This is a genomic window from Undibacterium sp. Di27W (assembly GCF_049340345.1).
Taxonomy (GTDB): Bacteria; Pseudomonadota; Gammaproteobacteria; order Burkholderiales; family Burkholderiaceae_D; genus Undibacterium.
Window position 1 is genome coordinate 79,426 of record NZ_JBMPOS010000001.1, and the last position, 13,291, is coordinate 92,716.

Sequence of the window (13,291 nt, forward strand, 5' to 3'; positions counted from 1 at the left end):
GCGTGGTGCGAAGTAGCTATTTTGCCTCTTTTTTCTCCAGTATTTGCCTAAAATTTATTCACCAAATTGCCACTAAGTTGATATAAGCACAGTCTTAGGCTGGAGTAAAGTAGGTTCGCGTGGTATAATTAAAGGCTTTCGATTCAAGGTCTTAGGTTGTTTCATTCTGGGCGAAGCTTTTGCATTTGCACAGAATGTGTTGTTTAGGTGAGCGTAATGCTCCTCCGAGTAACCCAAAACACTGGCGCTGAGACTCGGGAAGTCTGCAACAAACCAGATTTTGCTCTGCGATGCCGATCACCAGATCTGCTGGCAGCGCATTTTCTTTTTTGTGATGTGCCCACAGGCGACTTCCTCAGTTCCGGATGGTTTGATTCAATGGCTAGCGCAATGAAGAAACCCGCGAAAACCCTGAAGTCCACTACGGTAACAAAAGCCGTGGCAGTAGCGCCCAAAAAAGCGCCTGCCGCAGCGACGAGCAAGGCAGTGAAAGCCGCAGCAAGTGCTGACACCAAGGCAAAGACAGTTGCAGCGTCTGTTGCACGGAGTACGAGTAGTAAGGCTGTGAATGTCAGTAAAACGGACAAAGCAGCGGAACAAAAAGGGGTTGCGAAAGACGTTAAAGCGCCTAAAGTGATAAAGACCTCACTGGCAGCAGAGACAGTCCAGGTGAAACAGGCAACAAGTAAAGCAGTATTGAAAACGGCAACAAAAGCCAAAGACACGGATGCAGTATCCGCGTCTGCGACAAAAACGGCTGGTAAGGAAGTGAGCGGCAAGAATGCGACACCACTGGCAAGAAAAGGGACTCAGCCAGCAGAAGCGGCCGAATCCCAGCTCAGTGGAAAAACCAGGAGTGCATCTGCAGCCCGGCCAGAACCAGTATCCGTATCATCGAAAGCTTCTGTGACAATTAACAAAACCGATTCAAAGACAGTGACTAAGCCAACCAAGAATTCAGCGAAAGCTGCACCAGAGGTGCAGGAAATCAAATCCGGTTCTGCGCCTACCGTAAGCCAGACGACCGATGCTGCGGTGCTTGCCGCAATCGACACTTCCGGCTATGTATTGCCCGGGGTGAAGGTGCCTGGCCGTCGTGGTCGCAAGCCAAAAGAATACCAGCCTGAGAATGAAGAAATCGCCGCGCTCAATGCAGTAGAGCGTGCCGAGATGAAAGCCATCGACAAGGCCAAGGCAAAAGACCGCAAGGCCAAAGAAAAGGCTTTGCTCAAAGATGCCTTCTCTTCTGATCCTGAAGCGACTGAAGAAGAACTCGAACGCCGTCGCCAGAAGCTCAAAACCCTGATCAAACTGGGTAAGGACCGTGGCTACCTGACGTTCGCAGAAATCAACGATCACTTGCCAGAAAACGTTGTCGACCCTGAAGCCATCGAAGGCATCATCGGTACTTTCAATGACATGGGCGTGGCTGTCTACGAGCAGGCACCTGATGCTGAAACCCTGTTGTTGTCGGATAACGTTGTCACTGTCACGACCGATGATGATGAAGTTGAAGCCGCTGCTGAAGCCGCACTGTCGACAGTTGATTCTGATTTTGGTCGCACCACTGACCCTGTCCGCATGTATATGCGTGAAATGGGTTCGGTTGAGTTGCTGACGCGCGAAGGCGAAATCGTCATCGCGAAGAAAATCGAAGAAGGCCTGAAAGACATGATACAGGCGATCTCCGCCTGTCCAACCACGATTGCAGAAATCCTGGCTGCGGCTGAACGCATCGCCGCCGATGAAATCAAGATTGATGAAATCGTCGATGGCCTGGTTGACCCGAATGCCGACGAGCAAGCTGCGCCGGTAGTTGTCGTGGTGGCCGAAGAGTCGTCTGAAGAAGACGAAGAAGAAGAGGAAGAAGAAGAGGAAGAAGAAGACGATGATGGCGGTGCCGCAGGCGCTGCTGCAATCTCTGCTGAACAACTCGAACAATTGAAGCGCGATGCACTGGCAAAATTCGAAATCATTTCCACGAATTTTGACAAGATGCGCAAGTCCTACGAAAAAGAGGGCTACAACTCCAAGACGTATATCAAGGCACAGGAAGCCATTTCTGGCGAATTGCTGGGCATACGCTTTACTGCAAAAGTCGTTGAAAAACTGTGCGACACCCTGCGTGGCCAGGTGGACGAAGTGCGCCATGTAGAAAAGCAGATACTCGAAGTTGTGGTTAATCGTTGTGGCATGCCACGCTCCCACTTCATCAAGGTTTTCCCTGGTAATGAAACCAATCTGAGCTGGGTTGAAGGTGAAGTGAATTCTGGTCATTCCTACAGTGCTGTGCTGGGCCGTAACATCCCTTCAGTGCAACAACTGCAGCAAAAACTGATCGACCTGCAATCCCGTGTAGTATTGCCTTTGCCTGATCTGCGCAACATCAATAAAAAGATGTCCGCGGGTGAAATGAAGGCACGTAAAGCCAAGCGTGAAATGACCGAGGCCAATTTGCGTCTGGTGATTTCCATCGCCAAGAAATACACCAACCGTGGCTTGCAATTCCTGGATCTGATCCAGGAAGGCAATATCGGTTTGATGAAAGCCGTGGACAAGTTTGAATATCGTCGCGGTTATAAATTCTCTACCTATGCAACATGGTGGATACGTCAGGCTATTACCCGTTCTATCGCCGATCAGGCGCGCACGATCCGTATTCCTGTGCATATGATAGAAACGATTAATAAAATGAATCGTATCTCCCGTCAGATTTTGCAAGAGACAGGTGTAGAGCCTGATCCAGCAACGCTGGCGATCAAGATGGAAATGCCGGAAGATAAAATTCGCAAGATCATGAAGATTGCGAAAGAGCCGATTTCCATGGAAACACCGATAGGCGACGATGATGATTCCCATCTGGGCGATTTCATCGAAGACAATCACACATTGGCGCCGGCCGATGCAGCTTTGCATGCATCGATGCGCAATGTCGTAAAAGACGTGCTCGACTCCTTGACGCCGCGTGAAGCAAAAGTATTGCGCATGCGTTTTGGTGTTGAAATGTCGACTGATCACACCCTGGAAGAAGTAGGTAAACAATTTGATGTGACCAGGGAACGTATCCGTCAGATAGAAGCCAAGGCTTTGAGAAAATTACGTCATCCATCACGTTCAGACAAGCTCAAGAGCTTCCTAGAAGGTAATTAATGTTATATAATGGGCGTCGGTTTTCCGGTGCCCATTGAAATTGTTGTGCTGAAATTTGGCGCAATTTTTTGCAGGCGGCACCATCTGGCTTTACCTGCAAAACCTGAAGTATTTTTCCAAACTGGATTAACCTCAGATTAAGGCAGGCAAAGCTTGCAGAAAGAATTGGGCCCATAGCTCAGTTGGTTAGAGCAGCGGACTCATAATCCGTTGGTCGCAGGTTCAAGTCCTGCTGGGCCCACCAACTACCATGACTGATATCAAGTCCCCAGATCTACCTACTACTGAACAAACTACACCAGAAGTGAAGTTTGCTGATTTCGGCTTGTCGCCGGAAATCTTGCGCGCCCTGACAGATCAGGGTTATGTGCATCCAACCCCCATTCAAGAACAGGCTATCCCGGTAGTCTTGCAAGGCCGTGATGTCATGGGCGCAGCCCAGACCGGCACAGGCAAGACGGCAGGTTTTTCCTTGCCTATTATCCAGTTGCTGCTGGCCCATGCAAGCACCAGTGCTTCACCGGCCCGCCACCCTGTACGCGCCCTGATTTTGACGCCGACACGTGAACTGGCTGACCAGGTTGCAGAAAACGTCAAAGCCTATTCTCGTCACACGCCTTTGCGTTCCACTGTCGTATTTGGTGGCATGGACATGGCACCGCAGACCGCCATCTTGCGCAACGGTGTTGAGATCGTGATCGCCACACCTGGTCGTTTGCTTGACCACGTACAACAAAAAACCGTCAACCTGTCGCAGGTCCAGATCCTGGTCATGGATGAGGCAGACCGCATGCTGGACATGGGCTTCCTGCCTGATTTGCAGCGCATCATCAACCTGCTGCCGAAGAAGCGCCAGAACCTGATGTTCTCTGCGACTTTCTCACAAGAGATCAAAAAGCTCGCAGCCAGTTTCCTGACCAATCCGCAGACCATAGAAGTGGCACGCAGCAATGCTACCGCTGATAATGTTACACAGATTTTGTACAAGGTGTCGACGGAAGAAAAACGTGATGCCGTGTCCTTCATCATCCGTGAACGCGGCTTGAAGCAGGTCATCGTGTTTTCCAATACCAAGATAGGTGCTTCGCGCCTGGCCGTGCATCTGGTCAAGCAGGGTGTCAAGGCATCGGCGATTCATGGTGACAAGTCACAGCAAGAACGCATGGCCGCACTCGAAGCCTTTAAGCAGGGTGAAGTTGAAGTGCTGGTGGCAACTGACGTTGCTGCGCGCGGCCTGGACATCGCCGAACTGCCTTGCGTCATCAATTTTGATTTGCCGTATAACGCCGAAGACTATGTCCATCGCATAGGCCGTACTGGTCGTGCCGGTGCCAAGGGTGATGCTATCTCCCTGCATACGGATCAGGATGAGCGCTTGCTGATCGATATAGAAAAAATGATCAAGCAAAAAATCGTGCGCCTGAATCTGGCCGGTTTTGTGGCAACATCCGTCCATCAGCCAGAACACCGCGCACCGCGTGAACGTGGTGAATCCGGTGATCGTTCAGGTGGTCGCGACCGTTCTGAGCGTGGTGAAAGAAGTGAACGCCCGGCACGTAGCTATCAGCCGCCAAAAGAAAAAGTTGATCCATGGTTCCTTAAGCCTTACGAACCAAGTTCTGGTGCCAGTTCAAATAGTAGCAATACGACGGCCTCAATGGCATCGCCATCCAACGCCAACACACCAGCCAAGCCACAAAAACGCGCGGCTTTGCTGGGTGGGTTTCCTAAGAATTGATTTGGATATCGCAAGGTCGATGACTTTGCTGAATGTATATGTCATGCGTAGGTTGGGCTGCGGTTTACCAGCCCAACACTCGGCGTTTAAATGACGTATACGTTTGTTCAGGCCCAGTGTTGGGCTGATAAAACGTAGCCCAACCTACGGGGCTCAACCTACCTCAATATTGTCCCACCCACACCAAATTCGCCGCGCACAAATCCTCCAGCGCCGTCCCCACTGACTTAAACACCGTTACCTCCGCATCATCCTTGCGCCCAGCATGTTTACCCGAGCATAGCTCCGCCAGTTCAGCCACAATCGCTGACCTCAATAAACTGCCATTCGCCAGCGTCTGCGTAATATCCCCGGCTTCCGCCAAAGCACCGGCATAGGTATCGACAAACACAGTTGCCCGGCTCATCAATGCATCATCCACTTCACGCATATCAGGTTTGAAGCCGCCAACCAGATCCAGGTGTGTGCCCACTCTGACATGGTCGCTTAATACAATCGGTGTCTTGCTGGTCGTCGCGCAGCAAATGATATCGGCCGCATGGCAGGCTGCTGCCAGGTCTTCAACAATATGCAGCCTGATATGTGCAAGAAACTCTGCATGCTCGCGTATCACTTGTGCCGCAGTTTCCGATTTCTCGACGGATCTGCCCCAGATACTGATATCAGTAATTGCCCTGGTCTGGCAATGCGCAACCGCGATATGCGGTGCCAGACTGCCATTCCCCACCAGCAGTAAATGTCGAGCATCGCTGCGTGATGCATATGACGATGCCAGCGCAGAGGCCGCCGCCGTACGTCGTAAAGTCAATTCTTCACCATCCATTAAAGCCAGTGGCGCACCGGTCTTGGTATCAAACAAGATAAAGATGGCATGCACAGTTGGCAAGTCCGTATTGTGTGGTGCGACCGTTACCAGCTTCACACCCAGATGACCTTGCGGCTGCCATACCGGCATCAATAAGAGGCTGGAACTATCTGCCTCCGACAAAGTATGTGCATGTCGCCTGGGTACGATCATGTCTTCAGTAAAAGCCTGTCGCAAGGCGGGTATCAGTGCGACATACGACAGGGCAGTGCTGACTTGCTCTTTATTGAAATAGGGGATCATGTTTGTTTGAGCGATAGTGTTGCGATGTCTGGTCAAAGTGATTGCCATCAACCATAGCACGGTTCATGCTCTGCTACACAAGCAAGCCACTTCACTCTGCTTCACGCGGCATTTCCTCAAACTGCGCAATCTTGCTCAGGAATTGGCGGCTTTGAATAATATCATTGCCAGCCAGCATATCCGTGAAAGCCTGGAAGCGTGCCGAGTGCTTTAAGCGCCCCGACAGCAGTTTGGAGATAGCTATAGCCAGCGGGATAAACAAGACGCCAGCGATCAGACTGGGTCCTATGAAGTTTTCGGTTTTCAGATACAGGTCAACACCAAACACACCTTTAAAAAACACCACAATGAAAGGGATGAACCAGACTATCTGCCCCAGTAAAAATGCCCATTTGAACAGGCTCAACCGACGCGCTTTGTGTTCAGCCAATTGCTTTTGCACCATTGTGATGGGCTGACCAAAATCCATCTCTTGCAAAGCATGGCGTAACCTGTGATTAAGGATAGGCATGGCAGCCGTCCAGGTCAGCATGGCATAGGCGGGCAAGGCAAATTGCCATTCACTGATGTGATGACTCAGGAACCAGATCAGAAAGATAAGCACAGGCGTGCCAGCGATGATTTCATATTTATCTGTCCAGCTCCATTTGGCAATGTCGCGCCTGTGCTGCTCCAGTAAAGTCAGGCGCAACATCTGCGTATTCATTCTCACGGCCTGTTCCAGGCGCTGGTCCCTGGTTGCCCATTCAGCTTTCAATAGATCGAGATTCATCTTAGCCTCCTTCTGCAAAGCGGGTTTGCAGCTTCTGTTTGATGCGCGTCATGCGCGTGGCAACATTGCTGGCACTCAGGCCCATGATGTTGGCTATTTCATCATTGCCATGACCATCCATGAACAGCAGGATCAGGGCACGATTCAACTCATCAAGTTCACTGATGAGTTTGTCCAGCATGCGCATATTGTCGCTCTGGGCACTGTAAAGCTGTTCTGCCTCAGCGATATCCAGACCAAATTCTTCCAGTGGCAGCGTGTCGCGCACTTGTCGCTTTTCGCTCCGATAATGCGAGATCGCGACATTCATGGCGATGCGATACATCCAGGTAGAAAACTGCACGCGCTGATCAAAACTACGGAACGAACGCCACAACTGCATCACCATGTCCTGCACCAGATCACGCCGGTCTTCTGCATGGCGGCAATAGCCATAAGCCACCTTGTAGAGCAGGCGCTTGTGGGCAGCAAGTTGTTGCAAGAAGAGTTCTTCGTCCATATACCTAAGGTCTGAATAAATCGTTAGTGGCTAGCTTGCTACAAGCCTTGGCTCAGATTGCGCGACATTCATTGCCAGTGCGTTTTGTATGTTGCTTCAATGCGTTGCGGTTTTTGCTGCTGGACGCTGGAAGCGGCTCGTGGCAATCACAGGATTATTTTCTACGGAATCCACTACCATGCTCCCACTGTAGTTTTCACCCTTGCTGACAAAGTCAAAGCGATAGGGGGTCATGGAATCACCCTGCTTGCGATAATCGTGGCTACGGACGGTGAGTTCACTCATGCGCCCATTAATCAGAACTTTTTGTATATGTGTGATTTCGAGAAAACTCTTGCTATCGAGGTGTATGGTTAATTCGTTAGTGCCTGGCAATTTCAATTTCAATACATGGACAGTTCGCCCATCATGCCGCTCAATGCCGGCATAACGCAGAGGAAACCCCTGCTTGTATGCTTCCACCAGGGCGCCGTCAAAATAACTTTCCTGCAGCAAATCAGCTAATTCTTTTTGGGGCACATCGACGGCTTGCATCCCGCTGGGCAGGAAAGTATCGATCATCCAGGCATCCTTGCCGTCATAGCTGGCCACCTGCGCATACTCCTTTAACTGCATATCCTTGCGCACCAAATTCGGACGTTTGGATTCTATCGTGATAGGGATTGCAAATGGTGCAATCCCCGTAACGCGCATCTTGATCCGCCTGATCTGCATCTTGTTAATATCCCCCAATGCAGCCAGGTAGCGCTGCATGACTGTCTCCAGTGTCATGCCTGATGCAGTTGGCATAGTTGGCGCACTGGCCTTGTCCGGCTGAGAAAATGCAGTATCAGGCCAATATGAAAAAAATAAAATAAATACAAAAATGCGTAACAGAACAGCCATGGTATCCCTCTGGAATATTGCGTTGATATTGAGCGTGCATCGTGTCTTGCATCACCAAACGCTTATTCTTTTATTCGCGGGGGAGCCTGGAAATTTACAAGCGTGTAGAAATTTTTTCGACAAACGACGCCGTCTGGGGTCGCTAGTGTAGTTGAGCAATAATGCGGCTGGTAAATAGTGCTTAGCGGAAATTAAGTCGCATGTAAATATATCAATGCACAAAAATTGAATTTTGTACACTTATTTCACAAGAAATTGCATTTCTTCGGCATAAAAGATACAATGCGATACATAATGTAGGCATGCTCCTACGGCAAACATCTTCTTCTCTTCTATTTTCTTCATGATCTCTCACTCTCTAGACCGCAATGCCTGGTTTTGGGCATTGCAAGGTTTGTGCGCACTGCATCGCAAGCCCTTTTCACTTGAACTGGCCACCCAGCAGTTTGCCGCCCCGTATACCAGCGATGGCTTGCTGACCGCTGTAAAGTCTTATGGCTTTACTGCCGACACCCGCAAATGCAAGGCAACTAAATTACACCAGCAATCCTTCCCTTTGATCGTCTGGCTAAGTCCTCTGGAAGCAGCAAGTGAAGTCACCGACGTCGCCTATAGAATTGACGAGCGAAGTCCGACAGATAAAGAGCGAAGTCCGGATATACCGACACCCGCCCCAACATCTGCCCCCACGCTAGTCCCCGCCCTGATCCTGCAAGCCGATACCAGCCAAGTCCTCCTCGTAGAATCCTCAGACGCAAGCCCCCGCAGCATCCTTCTGACAGAACTCTCCCAGCGTTACCAGGGCCAGATTACCCGCATCACCCCACAAGCCGATCCTGCAGCAGACCCGGATAGTGATCAGGCCGCCAGCCAGCAACGCCAATTTGGTTTCCGCTGGTTTATTCCAGAATTGCTCAAGCATAAAAAGCTCTGGCAAGAAATCCTGCTGGCTTCACTGGTAATACAACTGATTGCCCTGGCCACCCCCTTGTTCACCCAGGCCATCATCGACAAGGTCGTCGTCCACCACACCCAAAGCACACTGATCGTCATTGCCATAGGCATGGCCGTCTTCATGCTGTTCTCTGCGGGTTTGTCCTGGCTGCGCCAATACCTGATTTTGCACACCGGTAACCGCGTCGATGCCGTACTCGGCTCCGCCGTGTTTGAACGCCTGTTCAAGCTGCCACCCATGTACTTCCAGCACCGGCCTACCGGCGTCATCGCCGCCCGTCTGCATGGCGTAGAAACCATACGCGAATTCATCGCCAGCGCTGGCGTTACCCTCGTGCTTGACCTGCCTTTCCTGCTGATCTTCGTCGGCATCATGTTCTACTACAGCGTCACCCTGAGCCTGATTGCTTTAGCCATACTCACCACCATCGTCATCCTCAGCACCATCGTCGCCCCCTTGTTCCAGCAAAGACTGCAAGAACAATTCCAGCTCGGTGCGCGCAACCAGGCATTTTTGACCGAGTACATCGTTGGTCTCGAAACCGTCAAATCCCTGCAGCTTGAACCCCAGCTCAACAGCAAATACAGCGGCTACCTCGCCAGCTATCTGCAAGCAGGTTTCGCCACCAAACAACTGGCCAACACCTACAACACCTTTGCCAACCTGCTTGAGCAAATCATGAGCCTGTTGATACTGGCAATTGGTGCCTACACCGTCATGCATGACACTGCCTTCACCATCGGTATGCTCGTCGCTTTCCAGATGTTCTCAGGCCGCCTGTCACAACCTATGCTGCGCCTGGTCGGTCTGTGGCAACAATTCCAGCAAGCCAGCCTCTCCATAGACCGCCTTGGCGACCTCATGAATGCCCCGGTAGAACCGTACTCCGTCATCCCCGCCCGTGATGGCAACAAGGCAGGCAGCATACAAATTCACAACCTCGCCTTCAAATATGGCGAACACCTGCCCACCGTCTACCAAAACCTTGACCTCCACATCCCACAAGGCCAGACCATCGCCATCATGGGCCCCTCAGGCTGCGGTAAAAGTACCCTTGCCAAACTCATGCAAGGCTTCTACCAGCCCAGCCAGGGCCGCATCCTCATCGACAATGTCGATATACGCTACCTGTCTGCCAATGAACTGCGCAGCCACTTTGGTGTTGTCCCCCAAGAAACCACCTTATTCTCAGGCACCATCTACGACAACCTGCAAATGGCCAGCCCCAATGCAGGCTTCGAGCAAATCGTCGCCGCCTGCAAAATGGCAGAAATCCACAGCGTCATTGAAGCCCTGCCCAATGGCTACCAGACCGAAATCGGCGAACGTGGTGCCGGTCTCTCCGGTGGTCAAAAGCAACGCATCGCCATTGCCCGCGCCTTGCTCAAACGCCCCAGCATTCTCATCTTTGACGAAGCCACCAGCGCCCTTGATACCACCACCGCAGAACACTTCGCCCAGACCATCAATGCCCTCAAAGGCAAAGTCACCATGCTCTTTATTACCCATGGCTTGCCCAAAGGCCTCAAAGTCGATGCCATCTATCGCCTGACTGATAACGGTGCCCAGCAAATGCACCCGGCACCCGTGGCGGTGCAGGCGAGTACCGCCGCATAGGCCAAGGCAAACAGGGCAAAGAAATAAGACAAGCCGGACAAAAAAATCCAAAATTGAGCAAGTAAAGAACAAGACAGGCAAGCACCCATGCAGCAAGTACCAACACCCCAGCCCGACCAGGGCATGACAACGCCAGATGCGACATCAGCAGCACAAGCAACACAAACTGCCGCATCAGAAAAGACCGCGTCCAGCACCGCTAAAATCATCCCCCTGCGCCCACCCAGCCGCTGGCATGACCCTTTGCATCTCATACAAACCCAGCAGCCCAGCCACATAGGTCGCATCGTCCTGTGGGCGGTCTGTGTATTAGTCTTCATCCTGCTGGTCTGGGCAGCCATAGGCCAGCTCGACATCATCGCCACTGCCGAAGGCAAACTCACGCCCCAGACCCTGGTCAAGATCGTGCAACCCGCAGAAGCAGGCGTACTCAAAGAAATCCTGGTACAAGAAGGTGACAGCGTCAAAGCCGGACAAGTCCTCGCCAGGCTAGACACCACCCTCGCCAGTGCCGATAAAACCAGCGTCAGCAGCGACATCGCCAGCCAGCAACTGCAAGTGCGCCGCATAGAAGCAGAACTCGCCAACCAGCCCATGCTCACCAAGGCAGGCGATGATGCCACCCGTTTCGCCCAGGTGCAAAGCCAGTACCACGCCCACCGCAAAGCCTATCTCGACAACCTCGACCAGGAAAGATCCTTACTGACCAGGGCAGAGCATGAACGCAGAAGCGCCACAGAGATCTTAAGCAAACTGGAACAAACCCTGCCCACTTACAAAAAGACAGCAGACGCCTACAGCAAGCTGGAAAAAGAAGGCTATGTCGGCAACCTCGCCAGTGCCGACAAACAACGCGAAGCACTTGAGAAATCCAAAGACCTCGATGCCCAGCACGCCAGCGTCGCCGCACTCAATGCCACCATCGATGCGCAGCAAAAAAAGCTCAGCCAGATCCAGAGCAACTACCAGTCTGAACTGCAAAAAGAACTGGCCGACATACGCGCACGTATCGCCCAGCTGCAGCCAACCCTGGACAAAAGCAATTACAAAGAAGGCTTGATGGAACTCAAAGCCCCGCAAGACGGCATCATCAAAGACCTCGCCACGACAACTCGCGGCGCAGTAGTGCAGCCCGGCAGTGTCGTACTGACACTCGTCCCCAAAGACGAGCAACTATATGCCGATGTACAAATCAAGAATGAAGATGTCGGCTTTGTGCAGGTAGGCCAGTCAGCCCAGATCAAACTCGCTGCCTACCCCTTTCAGCGTTACGGCATGCTCAAGGGCAAAGTGATACACGTCAGTGCAGATGCGACGGAAGTCAGCAAGCAAAACAACGGCCAGAACAGCGATGCCAGCAGTAACGGTGGCAGCAACACCAGCGTCGCTACTTACAAAGCCAGGGTGCAATTGAACCAGCAAACGCTGATTGATGCGCAGGGGAACAAGCTCAGCACGACACCGGGTATGCAAGTAGTGGCGGAAATTAATCAGGGTAAGCGTAGTGTGCTGGAGTATTTGTTGTCGCCGGTGCAGAAGGCGGTTAGTGAGGCGGGGCGGGAACGGTGAAGTGAGCTATTTAGATATGAATCTTAAAGTAGTTATGAATGTAAATTTAAGCGAAATAAGGATTTTTTCTTGATCCTAATTGATTTCATTGCTTCTCGTATGATTTATTGATATCTCCAAAAAAATTGGAATTTAGCAGATAAATGTCAATTGAGAAAATTTACCTAATAGGCGTCATGTGATCAAGAAGGAGATGGTATGAATTACAGAAAAGAGATCATTTCTGAGTTGGATATTGAAAAAATTAAATGGGCTTCGATATTAGAGCACCAGATTACCGATTCTCTTTTTCTAAAAGGAAGATGAGTGTATAAATCCTGCTTTTCAACTGAGTTTGTAAAGTAGAAGAGATCGAATTGATTGGAACTTTGGCTAACAGCCGATATATTAAATAAAGATTTATAAAAAAATTAGGGAATAATTGAATGTAAAAATTGCGGCAGTGATTGCACAGCAAGTACGAACAGATTCTGATTTTAAACAAAGATTTATCAGATATGTTCTCAATGAAAATGGTTTTTAATGTGAGAGCTAGCATGAAATATATAAAAGAAAAAATTTCTGAATTGGATGTTGAGAAAATAAAAATGGATTTGAGAAAGGCTAGTTGCCTAGATGAACTTGCTAGCGCAGATGTGACGCGTTTGGTTGGAAAAACCTGGGTGATTGATCGAGAAAGAAACTCATACCTATGTAATGCGCAGGTGCCAGTCTTGTCACGAGAGTCTGCAATATCCGAAGTGTATATTTTTTCTTATGAGAATACAGTTTATGAATTATTTGTGACTGGAATGTTTATTAAATTTTCTGTTCAGGTTAATGTTAATTTGTCTTCCGATAAATGGCAGAGTTCTGACATGCAGCAGTCATTCGCGTCAGCTTTTCTTGAGTTAGGTTTACCGTATCAAGATGCAGCAAATATATTTTCCGAAAAATTGGGTATTAAATTTGACAATATAGATACCGTTTTCGAATTTTCGCAAGAAACGGGAAAATAA

9 protein-coding genes and 1 tRNA gene are annotated in these 13,291 nt (G+C 50.3%); 6 read left to right on the plus strand and 4 right to left on the minus strand.

Going from position 1 to position 13,291, the window contains the following annotated elements; all coding sequences use genetic code 11:
• The first annotated feature begins 390 nt into the window (after positions 1–390).
• From rpoD to ACO0LF_RS00325, 3 genes are all read left to right on the plus strand, one after another.
• Positions 391–3,150, plus strand: a complete 2,760-nt coding sequence (rpoD, locus tag ACO0LF_RS00315; RefSeq protein ID WP_423010851.1) for an RNA polymerase sigma factor RpoD — start codon at positions 391–393, stop codon at positions 3,148–3,150.
• A gap of 167 nt (positions 3,151–3,317) precedes the next feature.
• Positions 3,318–3,394: transfer RNA gene (locus tag ACO0LF_RS00320), tRNA-Ile, on the plus strand.
• Positions 3,395–3,400: 6 nt separating this feature from the next.
• Positions 3,401–4,888 (plus strand): DEAD/DEAH box helicase, encoded by a 1,488-nt coding sequence (locus tag ACO0LF_RS00325; protein WP_423010853.1) that lies wholly within the window; start codon positions 3,401–3,403, stop codon positions 4,886–4,888.
• A 163-nt stretch (positions 4,889–5,051) separates the two neighbouring features.
• Here the strand turns inward: ACO0LF_RS00325 and ACO0LF_RS00330 are convergent, their stop codons facing one another.
• The 4 genes from ACO0LF_RS00330 to ACO0LF_RS00345 form a co-directional block, all read right to left on the minus strand.
• A complete protein-coding gene (locus tag ACO0LF_RS00330; RefSeq protein WP_423010855.1) occupies positions 5,052–6,044 on the minus strand; it encodes an ornithine cyclodeaminase family protein in 993 nt (330 codons plus the stop codon).
• Between the two features lie 43 nt (positions 6,045–6,087).
• Entirely contained in the window at positions 6,088–6,768 is a 681-nt protein-coding gene (locus tag ACO0LF_RS00335) for a hypothetical protein (RefSeq protein ID WP_423010857.1), read from the minus strand.
• 1 nt (position 6,769) lies between these two features.
• Positions 6,770–7,267, minus strand: coding sequence for an RNA polymerase sigma factor (locus ACO0LF_RS00340; protein ID WP_423010859.1), 498 nt, complete (start codon positions 7,265–7,267; stop codon positions 6,770–6,772).
• Between the two features lie 96 nt (positions 7,268–7,363).
• Positions 7,364–8,152, minus strand: coding sequence for a hypothetical protein (locus ACO0LF_RS00345; RefSeq protein ID WP_423010861.1), 789 nt, complete (start codon positions 8,150–8,152; stop codon positions 7,364–7,366).
• 343 nt (positions 8,153–8,495) lie between these two features.
• On the opposite strand from ACO0LF_RS00345, the gene ACO0LF_RS00350 reads away from it, so the two are divergent.
• The 3 genes from ACO0LF_RS00350 (at position 8,496) to ACO0LF_RS00360 (ending at position 13,291) form a co-directional block, all read left to right on the plus strand.
• Positions 8,496–10,724, plus strand: a complete 2,229-nt coding sequence (locus tag ACO0LF_RS00350; protein ID WP_423010863.1) for a peptidase domain-containing ABC transporter — start codon at positions 8,496–8,498, stop codon at positions 10,722–10,724.
• Positions 10,725–10,811: 87 nt separating this feature from the next.
• Positions 10,812–12,293, plus strand: a complete 1,482-nt coding sequence (locus tag ACO0LF_RS00355; protein ID WP_423010865.1) for an HlyD family type I secretion periplasmic adaptor subunit — start codon at positions 10,812–10,814, stop codon at positions 12,291–12,293.
• Positions 12,294–12,829: 536 nt separating this feature from the next.
• A complete protein-coding gene (locus ACO0LF_RS00360) occupies positions 12,830–13,291 on the plus strand; it encodes a hypothetical protein (protein ID WP_423010867.1) in 462 nt (153 codons plus the stop codon).

What these genes read in the sequence shown, in the direction of transcription:
- rpoD (WP_423010851.1), top strand. Translation starts at nt 391, where the DNA reads ATGAAGAAACCCGCGAAAACCCTGAAGTCCACTACGGTAACAAAAGCC.
- ACO0LF_RS00325 (WP_423010853.1), top strand. Translation starts at nt 3,401, where the DNA reads ATGACTGATATCAAGTCCCCAGATCTACCTACTACTGAACAAACTACA.
- ACO0LF_RS00330 (WP_423010855.1), bottom strand. Translation starts at nt 6,044, where the DNA reads ATGGCAATCACTTTGACCAGACATCGCAACACTATCGCTCAAACAAAC.
- ACO0LF_RS00335 (WP_423010857.1), bottom strand. Translation starts at nt 6,768, where the DNA reads ATGAATCTCGATCTATTGAAAGCTGAATGGGCAACCAGGGACCAGCGC.
- ACO0LF_RS00340 (WP_423010859.1), bottom strand. Translation starts at nt 7,267, where the DNA reads ATGGACGAAGAACTCTTCTTGCAACAACTTGCTGCCCACAAGCGCCTG.
- ACO0LF_RS00345 (WP_423010861.1), bottom strand. Translation starts at nt 8,152, where the DNA reads ATGGCTGTTCTGTTACGCATTTTTGTATTTATTTTATTTTTTTCATAT.
- ACO0LF_RS00350 (WP_423010863.1), top strand. Translation starts at nt 8,496, where the DNA reads ATGATCTCTCACTCTCTAGACCGCAATGCCTGGTTTTGGGCATTGCAA.
- ACO0LF_RS00355 (WP_423010865.1), top strand. Translation starts at nt 10,812, where the DNA reads ATGCAGCAAGTACCAACACCCCAGCCCGACCAGGGCATGACAACGCCA.
- ACO0LF_RS00360 (WP_423010867.1), top strand. Translation starts at nt 12,830, where the DNA reads ATGAAATATATAAAAGAAAAAATTTCTGAATTGGATGTTGAGAAAATA.